Source organism: Vibrio litoralis DSM 17657 (assembly GCF_000426765.1).
Classification (GTDB): domain Bacteria; phylum Pseudomonadota; class Gammaproteobacteria; order Enterobacterales; family Vibrionaceae; genus Vibrio; species Vibrio litoralis.
Genome location: NZ_AUFZ01000019.1, coordinates 63,095 through 78,737, shown reverse-complemented (window position 1 = coordinate 78,737; position 15,643 = coordinate 63,095). Strand labels below are relative to the sequence as shown.

The following is a 15,643-nucleotide window of genomic DNA, read 5'->3' as shown; positions in this document are numbered from 1 at the left end:
GTAAGGAATGTCGACATCTATGGCAGCATCATCAGACAATCACAATGCTCACCATCCATTAGTAAGTGCCAACCTTGAAGGGATTGAGCAAGCTCTGCAGCTACTTGGGCAACTTGATAACGCTCAATACATCTATATCGCCACGCCTTATGTGCAAAGCAGCATAGGGGCTCACTTGCGCCATATTAATGATATGTACTTTGCCCTGATGAGCTACCCGCAAGGGGTTATCGATTACGATCAACGTCGTCGTGGGGCATTAGTCGAAACTCAGCGAGAGGTTGGTATTGATGAGCTACAGGCAATTAAGCGTTGGTTACTCGCGCTAAACGAACAAGACTTAACAACGCCGGTCACCATCAAAAGTGAAACATCGATTTACCAACAACAAATATGCCAGATGGCTTCTAGCCTAGAGCGAGAATTGTTGTTTGTGTCGAGCCATACGACACACCACTTTTCGGTAATGCGAGTAAACGCCGAAGCTTGCCAGATTAAAACCAACGACATTTTTTCTTATGCGCCGGCGACTGCCAGTTATTTAAGGAGTCTATGTTAATGAGGAGTTTAGGCTAATGAGGAGACTAAGCTAATGTGTACCTTAACTTGGCGAGTCACAGCCAGTGGCTATCAAATACTGTTTAATCGTGATGAACAGAAAACCCGTTCGATTGCGCTAGCGCCTCAAGCTTTCAGCAAACAAGATAGTGTAGCGTTAATGCCTATCGACCCAGATGGACAAGGCACTTGGGTGGCCACCAATAATCACGGTTTAAGTTTGTGCTTACTGAATTTTTATCAAGGACAAACCCCAAGCTCCGCTAAACAAAGCCGTGGACAACTCGTACGCCAATTGGCTTATTGTCAAAATTACGCACAAGTCGTTGAGCAATTAACCACTATCAATTGGAGCGGCTACCCACCATTTAGCTTATTAATTTTTGATCCTGAAAAGCTGACACCAAATTGCCAAATACCCGCGATTATCTGGGATGGACTTGAAGTGTTACCGCGCGAGCAATCGAGCCCGATCACATCATCTTCGCTTGAATTTGAGCAAGTGCAGGCCGCGCGATTGGCACACTTCAACAACCAAACCAAGCATCAAGCCAAACATCAGACACAGCCTAGCTTCAGTCAATTGCGGGACTACCACATGAGCCATTCGCCACAAGCAGGCACGCTCTCGGTATGCATGCATCGTGATGACGCCCAAACCGTCAGCTTAACCATGATCAATGTCGAAGCTAACTGCATCACAATGGATTACCAACCCGGTTCAGCATGTCAGTCTCAAGCGATACATAGTCTGACAGAACCAAGAATCATCAAGACGGAGATACCAGCATGAAAGCTTATTGGAAAACGCTAACATTTGCTCTATTACTCGCTTGCCAGGCTTTGTTTAGCACTCAAGCAATCGCCGCAAGTGACCCTATTTACACTGGCTTTTTCAGCAATAAAGCGCTCGAAGGTTATGACACTGTGGCTTACTTTACCGAAGGCAAAGCGGTGGAAGGTTCAAGTAACTTTAAAGCGAAATACCAAGGCGCCGAATGGTGGTTTGCCAGCAAGGAACATCTCGACATGTTTACCGATGATCCTGAGAAATATGCTCCTCAATACGGTGGTTACTGCGCCTGGGCGGTCGGTGAAAAAAATCAATTAGCACCGGGCGATCCACATCAATGGACTATCCATCAAGGAAAGCTATACATCAACTACGACCAAAGCGTGCAAGATACTTGGCTACCTAAAAAAGACCGCTTCATCAAAATAGCCGATGAAAACTGGCCGACCATTTTGGATTAATCAGAGAGCGACGTTGTAAAAAAATTGCAAGATCTAACCAGTAAATTATTTCAATCATGGAACTGATAGTCGTTATCTAGGAGCTCAATATGCAAACTAGTCCTTTTCGTTTACCCAGCGTGACTCCTTTTCGCCTACTCGAGCGTGCCGCAGAAAGAGTCACCGGCCTGCACACCTTAGATACTTACTATCGACAGCTGCCAAAGCATCTCGACACGAAAAGCTTTTTACGTCACACCTTAGAAAAGCTCGGCGTGCAATATCAGGTTGCTTCTGGTCATCTTAGTAATATTCCGGCGACAGGGCCTTTAGTGATCGTCGCCAATCACCCACTCGGTGCGGTGGAAGGCGTGATACTGGCAGAGATGTTGTTGCAGGTTCGACCTGATGTAAAAGTACTGGCCAACCAATTTTTAAAGAGATTGCCGGAGCTCGCACCACTCTTTATCAGTGTCGATGTATTTGAAGGAAAAAATGCCGTTAGTGCCAATATCAAAGCACTACGTGAAGGCTTAAAACACCTGCATAATGATGGCGTATTATTGGTATTTCCTGCCGGTGAAGTATCGAGCTTTGACGAACAAGGACAACTCAATGACAAACCATGGAGTCGTTCAGTCGCTAAATTGATCAAACGTAGCAATGCCAACGCGCTTGCCATGCATATCAACGGCCATAATAGTAAGTCCTTTTATTGGGCGGGCATGGTTCATCCCTACTTGCGAACCGCCATGCTAGGCCGAGAAATGCTCAATAAAACCAACCAAATGATCGATATTTCAATTGGTGATCTGATTGATCGAAAAGAAATTGAGAGCTTATCGAGCGAACAGCATATCGTTGACTATCTAAGATTAAATACTTATTTACTCGCGCCTAGAGCTGAACATCAAGCACCTAGTTTGCCCCATCAAACACCCGTGATCGCGCCGATCTTACAAGATCGATTGATCTCGGATATTCACGGACTCCCAACATCAGCCCACTTATTAAACTTTAAAAACTTTGATGTTTATTGCTGCGACAGCTCTGCCATACAGAATCTGTTACAAGAAATAGGTCGAATTCGTGAGGCCAATTTCCGCCTCGTCAATGAAGGCACAGGCAAAGAATGTGACCTTGATGAATTTGACCACTACTATCAACACCTCTTCATTTGGGATAACGAGGCCCAGCGATTAGTCGGTGCTTACAGACTAGGGTTAACCGATCACATTCTGCAAAATAAAGGCGTGCAAGGTTTATACTCTCGAACCCTATTCCAATTTGATGAAACGCTGATCAATCAATTTGGTCATGCGATTGAAATGGGCCGTTCAGTTATCGACTTGCATTACCAACGTAGTCTTACTGCATTACTGTTATTGTGGAAAGGCATTGCTACATACGCCTACCGCAACCCACAATATACTCACTTATTTGGCCCGGTAAGCATTAGTAGTGAATACAGCCCAACTGCGCGTGAATTGATGGTTTCGACCCTTGAAATGCATCATTTCGATCAAGACAGTGCCACCCTAGTCAAAGCCAGTAATCCACTGAAAAAAAGCAAGAACAGCTTCTGGCGGGCTGATATGTTGTCGTCACTCGCTGATATTCAACTCCTCTCCAAAGTACTCACCCGTTTAGGACAAAAAAGCATTCCCGTATTGCTAAAACAATACCTCAACTTAAATGGCAAGTTGATCAGCTTTAATGTCGACAAAGACTTTAATGATACACTTGATGGCTTAATTGTGGTTGATCTACGTAAAGTGCCGCAGCGTACTTTGGCGAAATATATGGGGAAAGAGGAAAGTTTGGGGTATTTGGGGAAGCATAAGAATACGTAACTCGGACGCTTCGCGTGTCGTCGCTCGTGTCTCGGAAAAGAAAAAAGCCGATAACAATGACAGTTATCGGCTTAGTTAAATCACTACAGCATCATCGAGTTACGAGCAGCGTAGCGCCCTAGAAGCAAAGCGCTCGAGCAACGTTTCCCTACATCCCAAACACCCAAGCGGCCAGCGTGTAGCTTAATGCTGTGATGATGAAAATACCCATGATATTCAACGCAAAACCTGCACGAATCATCTCTTTGATTTTAAGCTGACCGGAAGCAAATACGATGCTGTTTGGTGGAGTGGCCACTGGCATCATAAAGGCGCAACTTGCTGCTAGTGCTGCTGGGATGGCTAACATCATTGGGCCTTCACCCATCGCAATCGCAATTGGGCCAAGTAACGGTAGGAAGCCCGCTGCCGTGGCAGTATTACTGGTCACTTCGGTTAAGAAGATAATTGCTGCGGTGACAATTAACATCACCACAATAATCGGCATGCCGCTCGTCGCGCCTAAGCTATCGCCGATAAAGTCCGCTAAACCAGACGATTTAATCTGCGCCGCTAAACTTAAACCACCACCAAACAGTAATAGTACGCCCCAAGGTAGTTTCTTAGTGCTTTCCCAGTCGAGAACAAACTCTTGTTTTTTCACGTTCACAGGAATCACAAACAACAATAGAGCAGCAAAAATCGCGATACTGGTATCGTTAATTGGTAAGCCGGTCCATTTCGCCAATAGTGGACGAATAATCCAACTGACCGCTGCACCAACAAAAATTACCGCAACCCATTTTTCGCCTTTGCTTAATTTACCCAGTAACTGCAATTGGTTTTTCAATAAACTGCGAGCATCACCTGCATCTTCATTTGGCAACTTATAAGACACCTTGGTCAACCACACCCAAGCCAGTGTCAGCATCACAATCGTCAGCGGTAACCCCACCATCATCCAACGACCAAATCCTAGTTCGATTTGATAAGAGCTCGATAAATACGCAGCAAGCAAAGCATTTGGTGGCGTACCGATTAAAGTAGCAAGCCCACCAATACTGGCGGAATAAGCAATACCTAGTAGTAAAGCACTGGCAAACTGAGGGTTTTTATCACCTTTCTCACCGCATACCATCGTAATAATTGACATACCAATTGGCAGCATCATCACCGCAGTTGCCGTATTACTCATCCACATAGAAAGAAACGCTGTGACTAACATTAATCCACCGACTTGATGTGCCGGTTTGTTCCCTACCGCTAACATCGCAATCAGAGCAACGCGCCGATGCAGATTCCATTTTTCCATCGCAATCGACAGCATAAAACCGCCCAAGAATAAGAAAATTAATGGATTAGCATAAGCTGCCGTAGCAGTTTTAATATCTGCTGTACCGAGTAATGGAGAAAGAATTATTGGCAAAAAGGACGTAACAGGGATCGGCGCGGCTTCAGTTACCCACCAAATCGCCATAAAAGTCGCCAAGCCAATCATGCGCCAAGCGGGTTCACTTAAACCTTCAAATGGTGCAGGGAAAATTAAAGTAGCAATTAACACCAGAGGACCTAGTACAAGACCTAAGTAGCGGGAATTAATTGGAATAACTGACTCTTTTTCTAGTATCGACATAGCGCATCCTACTTATACTTCTTATTAGGATGCTATTTTTAATACGGTTTTTATAAAAAATGAATCAGTAGGTTGTCAGTTCGTGATCAAGGTGTAACTTATTGTTTTTGTTTTGTGATTTCTTTAACCATAATGTTTGAGTGGTTACTTGGTTTTGAGCTTATAAAAACGCCCAGTCTTTGATGCAAAGGCTGGGCGTAGTATCACTTGTTCATCGTTGAATAAGCGGAATTATTGAAGATAAGCATTCAGCATCCAGCTTTCTTTTTCTTGCTGACTGATATAGTCACTCATTAGTGAAACCGTACCTTCGTCGTCAACATCAGCAGCAGTTTTCACAATTTGACGCTGCTTAGTCAGTAGTACTCGGTAAGCCGATAAGATATTACCCACCGCTTCTCTGCCATTCGACACATTCAAGGTTTCTTCCAGATCTGACATCTCTAAATAACGTGAGAAAGCATGAACCGGCGTGCCACCTAGTGTCAAAATACGCTCAGCAATTTCATCTACTTTCACAACCAAGTCGTTATAAATCTCTTCAAATTTAGCGTGTAATTCAAAGAAATCACGACCTTTAATGTTCCAGTGATAACCACGCACATTGGTATAGAGAATTTGATAATCTGCCAATAGTTGGTTGAGATCATCCACCAATGTTGCTGTTTGTTGTTTGTTCAAACCAATCATATTCTTTTCCATTATCGCCTCTCTTGTCGTGAGTAGTGATTAACATTAACTTTGCTATGGACATAGAATAGCCCTTAGAGTTAATAAGGGATAATGGATTGAATATATCGATTTGATAGGTATAAGCTATTAGCCATTTAGAATGATTAAGCCGCTTACTTGTTATCTAATAACCCATCGATGGGTTTGCTATGAATTCTTGAGCTTTTAAACATAGCTTTATTACCGGTTTCTTCTTCAGCCCAAAAATTAATATTAAATTGAGCATCATCGCTGAGTTCAACACGATGCCAATATTGAGGCGGACTCGTGGCAAACGAACCGGCATTAATCACCACTACTTGTTCTGGCTCAGTGGCTTCTTCATTTGCAAACCCATAAAAAGTAACCGTTCCTTGCATGACACAGATCTGTCCAAAAACACCTTCTGCGGTATTGTGATGAGTCAGTAACGCTTTAGGTATATTATCTTTAGTAAAAAAGTGAGTAGAACGTCGGATTTTCCAATGTTTTGGAATGACTAAATGGCTCATATATTCCCCTTAAGTACTTATTAATATCATGATATACCCTCGTTACTGGGCATAGATATCGCAGTTTAGTGAACGTATTTATTGAGTATGGCAACACTATTACTTTAATCCTAGGCGTCTGGCTAGTCGATGCAAATTACCACTGTCTATTTTCAACTCACGAGCAGTAGCAGACCAGTTCTGCTGATTATTGTTTAGTGCATCCGTGATCACTTGTGCTTGAAATGTTTCAGTAGCCGCTTTTAGACCCAAGGAGTAGTCCTTAGCTATGTCAGAATTAACGGTATCCGCTAGCTGATTTTGATTTTCAATACCTTGTAGTGAGCTAGATTCTGCTTGCATCAATTCAAAATGATGAGGCTGTAAACTAATCGGACTAGGCTGATTATTTTCTGTTTTTGCTACCTTTTCTGTTTTTGATAACACCGCCGCACGGTGGATAGCATGCTCAAGCTGACGAATATTACCCGGCCAACTATATTGCCCCAATAACTGCAAAGCCGCAGGGGAGATACTTAGATGATTCAAATTCAGTTTGTGTTTGCACTTTTCAATAAAAAAGCCACTCAACAAGGTAATATCCCCTGTTCGCTCTCTGAGCGCCGGAACATGAATGGGAAAAACACTCAAGCGGTGATATAAATCCGCCCGAAACTTGCCGTTCACTACATCTTGATGCAAGTCTCGGTTGGTTGCTGCCACAATGCGGGTATTCACTTTAAGCACACTGTCATCGCCAACTCGCTGTAAATCGCCATATTGCAATACTCGCAATAATTTGGATTGCAGCCCTAAAGGCAATTCACCCACTTCATCTAAAAATAACGTGCCATTATCGGCTAATTCAAACTTGCCTTTACGGTGACTAATCGCGCCAGTAAAGGCCCCTTTTACATGGCCAAATAACTCACTTTCAGCCACCGACTCAGGTAAAGCCGCACAGTTTAAATACACCAAGTTTTGCTTGGCACGATTCGATTGATTATGAATGGCGGTCGCGACAAGCTCTTTACCAACCCCGGTTTCTCCCATAATCAAAACCGAAAGGTCGGTATTCGCCACCGCTTGGATCTGCATTCTTAAATCCATCATCGCGCCCGACTGACCAACCATCTCCTCAGTTAAATTCATTTCTTTCGTGATATGAGAGTCTGCATCACTGGTATTCACCACCTGTGATTCCAATTGCTTCACTAATAAAGAGGTATGTAAGCTCGCGGCTGCCAGCGCACTAATGGTTCGTAAGTCACCATCAGTGAAAGTGTCAAACTGATGAGCATCAAAGCCATCTATCGTCAGCGCCCCAATCAAATGGCCATGTGCAATTAACGGCAACCCAACACAGGCATGGATGTGTAATTTGTCCCCTTTGTTCGGGATCAGTCCATCATAAGGGTCAGCAATATCACTATCGGCAGGAAAACGAACCACATCCCCCGCTCGTGCAATCGCTTCTAAACGAGGATGTTCATCAAGATTAAACCGTCGTCCCATCACCTCATCATATAAACCATCAATCGCTAATGGCACAAACTGTTGATTTCGATAAGCAAGCAATGCCGCTGCATCACAATTTAAAATATTCCTTAATACTTCTAGCAAACGATCAAAGCGGTCTTGATTGGATATTCCTAACGTCAAATCAAGCGCAAGTTGCGTTATTTGTGAATGAAACTTCTGCATTTGCCTGCTCTCTTTAATTTTCTTACATTCTTTAATTACCATGTCAATATGACACACAAAATGTCTTTTTGACACTAAAGAAACACTGTCATTATGACACTAAAAATAGACATACAAACATAACTAACTGAATAATAATGAATTTAAAAGTTGGCACGCATACTGCAATAGTATGGATAAGAAATTTATTAATTTACTTTTTATCCAAATTTAGAATTCATACTTAGGAGTCGTTTATGTCTATTCATGTTAAAAATAATATCCATTGGGTTGGTCAACGTGACTGGGAAGTACAAAATTTTCACGGTACAGAATATAAAATCACACGTGGCACCAGCTATAACAGCTACCTAATTAAAGAAGAAAAAACCGTTTTAATCGATACCGTCGATCATCGTTTTAGCCAACAGTTTGTTCAAAATTTAGAAATGGAAATTGATCTTAACCAGATTGACTACATCGTTATCAACCATGCTGAAGAAGATCACGCTGGGGCTTTAGGCGCGCTATTAGCCAAAATCCCTAACACGCCAATTTATTGTACTGAGAATGCCGTTGATTCGATCACAGGACACCACCACCAGCCTGATTGGAACTTTAATGTGGTTAAAACCGGCGACAGCATTGATTTAGGCAATGGTAAAGCACTTGTATTTGTCGAGTCTCCAATGCTGCATTGGCCAGATAGCATGATGACTTATATGACCGGAGATGCCGTGCTATTTAGTAACGATGCATTTGGTCAGCACTACTGTGATGAACACCTATTTAATGATGAAGTTGATCAGGTTGAGCTTTATGAGCAATGTTTACGTTATTACGCCAACATTCTGACACCATTTAGCCCTTTAGTGACCTCTAAAATCAAAGAGGTGCTTAGCCTAGAGCTACCCGTTGATATGATCGCAACTGCTCACGGTATTGTATGGCGCAATAACCCAACTCAAATTATTCACCAATACCTAGAGTGGGCGGATAACTACCAGGAAGATCGCATCACTTTATTTTATGACTCAATGTCGAATAACACACGCATGATGGCTGATGCTATTGCCCAAGGCATTAATGATGTTGATCCGAATGTAGCGGTGAAAGTGTTTAACGTCTCTTTGCACGATAAAAATGAAATCTTATCGAATGTATTCCGTTCAAAGGGTCTCTTGGTTGGCTCTTCTACCATGAACAACGTCATGATGCCTAAAGTCGCTGGCATGCTAGAAGAAATCACAGGATTACGCTTTAAGAATAAAAAAGCGGCAGCATTTGGTAGTTATGGCTGGAATGGCGGTGCAGTTGACCGTATCCACACTCGCTTGATGGATTGCGGCTTTGAAACCGCCATTAGTAAGAAAACCAAATGGCGTCCTGATGGTAAAGCAATGCAAGAATGTCGTGATTATGGCCGTCAAATAGCAAAAGAATGGGCACTGCATGATCTATCAAATGTGAGTCATTCTGCACCTAAGAACGTCACCAATATCATGACAAATAAAGCCGTTGCTCAACCAGTTAATTCAACTCAAGCTGCCAATGTGATTGAAGCGACAAATGAGCCTGCAATCGAACCAACTACTGTCGAGCCAGTGAATAGCACAAACTCATCAGCCGAAGATCAGCAAGCGATGTTATGCACCGTTTGCCAATGGGTCTATGAGCCTGAACTTGGTGAGCCCAACCAAGGCGTTGAACCGGGAACCGCTTGGGGACAAGTACCTGAAGATTTCTTATGCCCTGAATGTGGTATTGGTAAAGAAGTGTTTGAACCTTGCGCAAGCACATTAGGTAACAATATCGACAAAGATAACCAATCTCAGGTGGCGTAATGAGTAATCCAATTATGATCATAGGCAGTGGTTTCGCTGCCTATCAATTAGTGAAGGCATTACGCCGTTCAGATAAACATACACCAATCACAGTGATTACCGCTGATGATGGGCATGACTACAATAAGCCCGATCTTAGTCATGTATTTACCAACAAACACAATGCCGATGCGCTTATCCGCCAAGCTGCAAATAACTTCGCTCAAGATAATGAGATCACAATCTATACCCAAACCAAAGTGGAAACGATTGATCGCCACGCACAAAACGTGACAACAACCAAAGGGGATGTGCTTAGCTATTCAAAACTGGTCTTGGCGACCGGCGCTTCAACTTTTATTCCTGCGATGAATGGCTCAGCGGTTAAAGAGGTGATAACACTCAATAGCCGTATCGAGTATCAAGCCGCGCAACATAAACTGGACCAAGCAGAGCATGTACTCATTATTGGCGCAGGCCTAATTGGCACTGAACTGGCCATGGATCTTTCCACATCAGGTAAAACCGTGTCGGTTGTTGACCCTTGCGACAGCGTCATGCAAACCATGTTACCAGATGCTATTTCTGCGCCTTTACAAAAAAAGTTAACCCAAAGTGGTGTGAAGTTACATTTAAATAATACCGTGCAAGCGCTCGAACAAACGGACTTTGGCGTAGAGGTTATTCTCAATTCTGGTGAGCAATTTCTTGTCGATAGTGTTATTTCAGCCTCAGGACTCAAGCCCAATATCCAACTAGCACAACAGACTGGTTTAACGGTAAATAAAGGCATAGTAGTCAATCGTCAATTACAAACATCCGACTCAAATATCTATGCACTTGGTGATTGTGCTCAAATTGAGAACAAAGTCCTCTCATATCTACAGCCAACCTTATTAAGCGCCAACGTATTAGCTAAAGTCTTATTACAACGCGAAAGCTTATTACAAACAGCAGTCCCAGCAGCAACGTTAAAATTGCCGACCATGTTGGTAAAAGTAAAAACGCCTAATTTACCCATTCAATTAGCCGGGCAAACTGGTCAATCCGTATCAAAGTGGTCGATTGAATTAGATCAGGAAGGCATCACCGCCCGTGCATTTGATGATAATAATGAACTAGTGGGCTTTGTCACCACACAAAACCACATGAGTAATGCGTTGAAATTGCTCAAAACATTACCAGCATTAGTGTAGATAGAGTGAGGGAGGAGATATGAAAGTGCTAAATCATTATATAAATGAACTGCAAACATCATGGGCTAAATGGTCAGTGAACATGGTGATCCGCCGAACGCTGCATAAGCCAAGAGAGTGCGAACTCGAATCCTCCCCACTCCACCATGAGCTAGCTTGTGAGTATTATCAGATAACAACCAAGTAAGAATTTTTTGACTATACTTAAACAACATAAGTGGCCGATTTAAGGCTTCTTATGTTGTTTAATATCCATTCGATATTTAAAAAGCTATCGTTTACACCCACTGCCCAGCAACAAAACCTGAGGCCCATGCCCACTGGAAATTATAGCCGCCTAGCCAACCACTGACGTCCATCACCTCACCAATAAAGTACAAACCTTCTACGCTATTGCATTGCATGGTTTTTGATGACAAGTGTTTGGTATCAACGCCGCCTAGGGTGACTTCTGCGGTGCGATAACCTTCGGTGCCGTTAGGGAGAACTTGCCAATGTTGTAGTTGCTGAACGATGGCTTGCAATTGGTTTTGGTTGAACTGTTTAAGAGGTTTGTCTTGCAGCATTTTTCGCTCAATCAGTACTTCGACTAAACGCTTCGGCAGTACTTTGGCTAAGGTGTTTTTCAAGCTTTGATTAGGATGTTTTTCACGAGATTGAGTTAATAGTTCTAAAACATCCACTTCTGGGATCAGGTTGATGGTAACGGTTTGACCCGGTTGCCAGTACGAAGAAATTTGTAGTACCGATGGGCCAGATAGACCACGGTGAGTAAACAGCAGCGCTTCTTTAAAGACGGTGCCATCTTGCGCGGTAATTTCAGCAGGAATCGCAATACCGGAAAGCTCGGCAAAATCTTCTTTATCTTCTTTGTGTAGCGTAAATGGGACTAGGCCAGCGGTGGTGTTGAGCACTGACAATCCAAATTGCTCTGCTACTTTATAGCCAAATGGGGTGGCGCCAAGTTTTGGCATCGAAAGTCCGCCTGTTGCCACCACTAACGATTCACACGTGATTTCATCGTTGTTGGCTTTAAAACGAAAGCCGCTATCGGTTTTTTCAATATCGTGAATGTCACAACGATAACGCTGTGAGACATTTGGGTAGTCACATTCCTTGAGGAGCATATCAACGATTTGTTTGGCGGAATCGACACAAAATAATTGGCCGTGTTCGCGCTCTTCAAACTCAATGCCATATTTCGACACTAGGCTGATAAAATCCCAATTGGTGTATTGCGATAGCGCAGATTTCACAAAATGCGGGTTTTGGCAGAGATAGTTATTGGCACTGACATCATAGTTAGTGAAGTTACAACGACCACCACCAGAGATCAGAATTTTACGCCCTGGCTTTTTCGCATGGTCGATCACTAAGGTTGTGCGACCTCGTTTTCCCGCTTCCGCTGCGCACATTAAGCCCGCTGCACCAGCACCGATAATCACCACATCATAATGAGTACTCATAACTACTTTCTCTTGTTGTGCTCGCCTATATACCCAAATGACTTCAAAGTGCAGAATTCAGAGCTATCATCCAAACCTTTAGGCAAGGAAGATTGGCGAAGGAATGTAGGCACCTTTCAAACCAATCTGACGCTGTATAAAGGTTTGGATGAAGCTCCCGAAGGGCAAGTTAAAACAAGCTTTATGCTACGTTAAATTGAACAGAGATAGAATAACTATGCTCATATTCAATTTGCCTTGCCTAAAGCTTGTTTTATTCTTGCTGAAACTCGTACCTTGAAGTCACTTGGGTATAATAATAGGCAAAATAAAAGGACGCGCGATTTTAACGCACATCCTTTCAATATCACATCATTTAAGTGGTATCTGAGTCGTTGTCAGTTAAACCATAAACGCCATCACAAGTGTCAAGATAGCCAAGCCTGAGGTGAGAACAAATAACTCACGGACTTTACTGCACTTATTAATAAATACATCTTCATGATGATGTAGGTATTCTTTTTCTTTGAGGTAGTGATAGAGACGGACTTGTTTGGTCATATTGCCGTGAGTGCTAAAAAAACCTCGGCCATCGACTTGCTGGTAAAGAAGAGGATGCGCTTCTCTCATGATAAAAATGAGTGCGCGTAGTGCGGTAATGTAACGCACTAAATTGATGAGAGTCACAACGGTTAACGCGGTTAGTAATGTATCTGCACTGATCATCTTTCCCTCCAAACATCACGTATGACAGGAGAGAAAGACGATCACTCAGCATAATGGTGAGCGTCTTACTTTTATCTGCGGTTAAATTTCCGCAGTACCTGCCATTACAGATGATGAACCTTGTTTTGCCAATTCAGCTAGGTCTTTATCAATGAAGAATAATGCTTTTCCGTCTTCACCAACCAGCTCTAGCTTGTCTAAAATCCCTTTAAACAATTTCTCTTCTTCGTGCTGCTCAGCCACATACCACTGCAAAAAGTTAAAGGTGGAGTAGTCTTGGCTAGTGAAAGCTAAATGAGCAAGTTTGTTGATACACTGCGTGATCATTTGCTCATGCTGGTAAGTTTCACGGAACACATCACCTAGGCTCGCATATTCATGTTTTGGCGCTTCAATCGCCCCTAAAATTGGTAGTCCGCCCGTCTCACTTACGTAAGTAAATAGACGTTGCATGTGTTCCATTTCTTCCGTGGCATGCTTACGCAAAAACTCTGCTGCGCCTTCAAACCCTTTATCTTCACACCAAGCACTCATTTGTAAGTATAGATTAGATGAGAAAAATTCTAGGTTAATTTGTTCATTCAATTGCTCAATCATTGCTTTCGAAAGCATGTTGTACTCCTTTAAACTCTTTATAAACACCTCCACAAACTATAACACGGCCTATACCCTAGTAACATCAAGATGCAGAATTCACCGTTGGTATCTTGAAGCAGCTTGGGATAACTAGCCATGCTCGACCATATTTATCTATACACCCCAATGAATGGTTTGTTGCATAAATGGAAAGTCATTTATCAACTCAAAATGAGAGAAATAGTGAGAGATAAACAACACTTTTTGCGCTATGTTAATGATAGTCTCAATACAGACTCAGTGCTTTTTATCTATAAAATAAAGCCCTGAAATAATGATAATTGGAGAGCGCATTATGACGTACAAACATATCCTTGTAGCGGTAGACCTATCTGATGACAGCGTTATTCTCGTCAATAAAGCCGCCGCATTAGCCAAAGCCTGTGACGCGAAATTGTCGCTAATTCATATTGATGTCAATTTCACTGACATGTATACCGGCTTCATGGAAATCAACTTTGCTGAAACGCAAAATGCCATGCTTGAAGCGGCACAGAAAAAAATAAAAACCTTAGTAGAGAACATTGATTTTCCAATTACTGAAACCATTGTTTCTAGCGGTGATTTATGTAATGAAATTACCCATGCGATTGAGCAGCAACATGTCGATTTAGTGCTATGTGGCCACCATAAAGATTTTTGGAGCAAGCTACTGTCTACTTCTCGCCAGCTGATTAACGATACTTCTGTCGATATGCTGATCGTACCTTTAGAAGACTAATGTGTTTTCAATTTGAATTAATGTAAACTCCATAAATATTTTTTAGTTTACATTTAATTTAAATTGGTGAGTTATGTTTTATCTTTCTGCGGTCACTCTTCTGTGGGCGTTTTCATTTAGCTTGATCGGCGTCTATCTTGCCGGTCAAGTTGATACTTGGTTTTCAGTATGGATGCGTATTGCCCTAGCTGGCTTAGTCTTTCTTCCTTTCCTTAAATTCAAAAACATTCCAGCAAAGTTAATCGGTAAATTAATGGCGATTGGCGGCATTCAACTTGGCTTGATGTACTGCTTTTATTACCAATCTTTCCTACTACTTTCCGTGCCCGAAGTCTTGCTATTCACCGTCTTCACGCCTATCTATGTGACGCTGATTTATGATCTACTAAAAGGTCGCTTCTCACCTTGGTATTTATTAACTGCGGTAATTGCCGTTGCCGGTGCCGCGATTATTAAATTTGCTGGTATCAATGAAAACTTCCTCAATGGTTTCTTAGTGGTACAAGGTGCCAATATTTGTTTCGCCCTAGGACAAGTTGGCTATAAGCATGTGATGGAGCAAAACAAAGTTGAGATCTCACAACGCACCGTGTTTGGATACTTCTATATTGGTGCGTTTGTCGTCGCTTCTATCGCTTTTGCTTTAATGGGCAATAGCGACAAACTACCAACCACAAATTTACAATGGGGAATCTTGACCTACTTAGGTTTGATTGCTTCTGGACTAGGCTATTTCTTGTGGAATAAAGGTGCTTGTCTGGTGAACGCTGGCGCACTGGCGGTAATGAATAATGCACTAGTACCGGCAGGCTTAATCGTCAATATTGTGATTTGGAATCGCGATGTGGATTTAACCCGTTTGTTACTAGGTGGTGCCGTGATTATGTTGTCGCTATGGGTAAATGAGACTTGGGTGAAACGTAAAGCGATGGCTTATAGCGTGTAGCCTGTAAAC

15 protein-coding genes are annotated in these 15,643 nt (G+C 42.6%); 8 read left to right on the top strand and 7 right to left on the bottom strand.

Features of this window, described 5'->3' with window-relative positions:
- Window positions 1-7: 7 nt before the first annotated feature.
- From K358_RS0108430 to K358_RS0108415, 4 genes are all read left to right on the top strand, one after another.
- A complete protein-coding gene (locus K358_RS0108430; RefSeq protein WP_038150003.1) occupies window positions 8-559 on the top strand; it encodes a hypothetical protein in 552 nt (183 codons plus the stop codon).
- 33 nt (window positions 560-592) lie between these two features.
- Window positions 593-1,351, top strand: coding sequence for an NRDE family protein (locus K358_RS0108425; RefSeq protein WP_027696403.1), 759 nt, complete (start codon window positions 593-595; stop codon window positions 1,349-1,351).
- A complete protein-coding gene (locus K358_RS0108420) occupies window positions 1,348-1,812 on the top strand; it encodes a YHS domain-containing (seleno)protein (RefSeq protein ID WP_027696402.1) in 465 nt (154 codons plus the stop codon). The genes K358_RS0108425 and K358_RS0108420 overlap by 4 nt, the downstream gene beginning before the upstream one ends.
- Window positions 1,813-1,901: 89 nt before the next feature.
- On the top strand, window positions 1,902-3,644 hold the full coding sequence (locus K358_RS0108415; RefSeq protein ID WP_027696401.1) for a bifunctional lysophospholipid acyltransferase family protein/GNAT family N-acetyltransferase: 1,743 nt from the start codon (window positions 1,902-1,904) through the stop codon (window positions 3,642-3,644).
- A 148-nt stretch (window positions 3,645-3,792) separates the two neighbouring features.
- Here K358_RS0108415 and K358_RS0108410 read toward each other — a convergent pair whose 3' ends face one another.
- The 4 genes from K358_RS0108410 to norR all read right to left on the bottom strand — a co-directional run bounded on the left by K358_RS0108410 (window position 3,793) and on the right by norR (window position 8,162).
- Window positions 3,793-5,256 (bottom strand): SLC13 family permease, encoded by a 1,464-nt coding sequence (locus tag K358_RS0108410; protein ID WP_027696400.1) that lies wholly within the window; start codon window positions 5,254-5,256, stop codon window positions 3,793-3,795.
- A 231-nt stretch (window positions 5,257-5,487) separates the two neighbouring features.
- The gene (locus K358_RS0108405; RefSeq protein ID WP_027696399.1) at window positions 5,488-5,958 is read right to left on the bottom strand and encodes a Dps family protein; all 471 of its coding nucleotides are present in this window, start codon (window positions 5,956-5,958) and stop codon (window positions 5,488-5,490) included.
- 143 nt (window positions 5,959-6,101) lie between these two features.
- Window positions 6,102-6,479 (bottom strand): TehB family protein, encoded by a 378-nt coding sequence (locus tag K358_RS18245; RefSeq protein ID WP_051241245.1) that lies wholly within the window; start codon window positions 6,477-6,479, stop codon window positions 6,102-6,104.
- Window positions 6,480-6,578: 99 nt separating this feature from the next.
- Window positions 6,579-8,162, bottom strand: coding sequence for a nitric oxide reductase transcriptional regulator NorR (gene norR, locus K358_RS0108395; RefSeq protein ID WP_027696398.1), 1,584 nt, complete (start codon window positions 8,160-8,162; stop codon window positions 6,579-6,581).
- 236 nt (window positions 8,163-8,398) lie between these two features.
- Between norR and norV the strand changes: the two genes are divergently transcribed.
- Both norV and norW read left to right on the top strand, forming a co-directional pair.
- On the top strand, window positions 8,399-9,985 hold the full coding sequence (gene norV, locus K358_RS18240; protein WP_051241244.1) for an anaerobic nitric oxide reductase flavorubredoxin: 1,587 nt from the start codon (window positions 8,399-8,401) through the stop codon (window positions 9,983-9,985).
- Window positions 9,985-11,160 (top strand): NADH:flavorubredoxin reductase NorW, encoded by a 1,176-nt coding sequence (gene norW, locus K358_RS0108385; RefSeq protein ID WP_027696397.1) that lies wholly within the window; start codon window positions 9,985-9,987, stop codon window positions 11,158-11,160. Before norV ends, norW begins: the two co-directional genes overlap by 1 nt.
- 278 nt (window positions 11,161-11,438) lie before the next feature.
- Here norW and K358_RS0108380 read toward each other — a convergent pair whose 3' ends face one another.
- The 3 genes from K358_RS0108380 to ftnA form a co-directional block, all read right to left on the bottom strand.
- Window positions 11,439-12,626 (bottom strand): BaiN/RdsA family NAD(P)/FAD-dependent oxidoreductase, encoded by a 1,188-nt coding sequence (locus K358_RS0108380; RefSeq protein WP_027696396.1) that lies wholly within the window; start codon window positions 12,624-12,626, stop codon window positions 11,439-11,441.
- 381 nt (window positions 12,627-13,007) lie between these two features.
- Window positions 13,008-13,331: a universal stress protein UspB gene (gene uspB, locus K358_RS0108375; protein WP_027696395.1), complete on the bottom strand. Its 324-nt coding sequence runs from the start codon at window positions 13,329-13,331 to the stop codon at window positions 13,008-13,010.
- A gap of 81 nt (window positions 13,332-13,412) precedes the next feature.
- Entirely contained in the window at window positions 13,413-13,943 is a 531-nt protein-coding gene (gene ftnA, locus K358_RS0108370; RefSeq protein WP_027696394.1) for a non-heme ferritin, read from the bottom strand.
- A gap of 319 nt (window positions 13,944-14,262) precedes the next feature.
- Here ftnA and K358_RS0108360 point away from each other — a divergent pair, with 319 nt between their 5' ends.
- Both K358_RS0108360 and K358_RS0108355 read left to right on the top strand, forming a co-directional pair.
- Window positions 14,263-14,688, top strand: coding sequence for a universal stress protein (locus tag K358_RS0108360; RefSeq protein ID WP_027696393.1), 426 nt, complete (start codon window positions 14,263-14,265; stop codon window positions 14,686-14,688).
- A 73-nt stretch (window positions 14,689-14,761) separates the two neighbouring features.
- Window positions 14,762-15,634 (top strand): carboxylate/amino acid/amine transporter, encoded by an 873-nt coding sequence (locus K358_RS0108355; protein ID WP_027696392.1) that lies wholly within the window; start codon window positions 14,762-14,764, stop codon window positions 15,632-15,634.
- Window positions 15,635-15,643 lie beyond the last annotated feature (9 nt).

Excerpts from the sequence above, each read along its gene's own strand:
- K358_RS0108430 (WP_038150003.1), top strand. The coding sequence starts at position 8 with ATGTCGACATCTATGGCAGCATCATCAGACAATCACAATGCTCACCAT.
- K358_RS0108425 (WP_027696403.1), top strand. The coding sequence starts at position 593 with ATGTGTACCTTAACTTGGCGAGTCACAGCCAGTGGCTATCAAATACTG.
- K358_RS0108420 (WP_027696402.1), top strand. The coding sequence starts at position 1,348 with ATGAAAGCTTATTGGAAAACGCTAACATTTGCTCTATTACTCGCTTGC.
- K358_RS0108415 (WP_027696401.1), top strand. The coding sequence starts at position 1,902 with ATGCAAACTAGTCCTTTTCGTTTACCCAGCGTGACTCCTTTTCGCCTA.
- K358_RS0108410 (WP_027696400.1), bottom strand. The coding sequence starts at position 5,256 with ATGTCGATACTAGAAAAAGAGTCAGTTATTCCAATTAATTCCCGCTAC.
- K358_RS0108405 (WP_027696399.1), bottom strand. The coding sequence starts at position 5,958 with ATGGAAAAGAATATGATTGGTTTGAACAAACAACAAACAGCAACATTG.
- K358_RS18245 (WP_051241245.1), bottom strand. The coding sequence starts at position 6,479 with ATGAGCCATTTAGTCATTCCAAAACATTGGAAAATCCGACGTTCTACT.
- norR (WP_027696398.1), bottom strand. The coding sequence starts at position 8,162 with ATGCAGAAGTTTCATTCACAAATAACGCAACTTGCGCTTGATTTGACG.
- norV (WP_051241244.1), top strand. The coding sequence starts at position 8,399 with ATGTCTATTCATGTTAAAAATAATATCCATTGGGTTGGTCAACGTGAC.
- norW (WP_027696397.1), top strand. The coding sequence starts at position 9,985 with ATGAGTAATCCAATTATGATCATAGGCAGTGGTTTCGCTGCCTATCAA.
- K358_RS0108380 (WP_027696396.1), bottom strand. The coding sequence starts at position 12,626 with ATGAGTACTCATTATGATGTGGTGATTATCGGTGCTGGTGCAGCGGGC.
- uspB (WP_027696395.1), bottom strand. The coding sequence starts at position 13,331 with ATGATCAGTGCAGATACATTACTAACCGCGTTAACCGTTGTGACTCTC.
- ftnA (WP_027696394.1), bottom strand. The coding sequence starts at position 13,943 with ATGCTTTCGAAAGCAATGATTGAGCAATTGAATGAACAAATTAACCTA.
- K358_RS0108360 (WP_027696393.1), top strand. The coding sequence starts at position 14,263 with ATGACGTACAAACATATCCTTGTAGCGGTAGACCTATCTGATGACAGC.
- K358_RS0108355 (WP_027696392.1), top strand. The coding sequence starts at position 14,762 with ATGTTTTATCTTTCTGCGGTCACTCTTCTGTGGGCGTTTTCATTTAGC.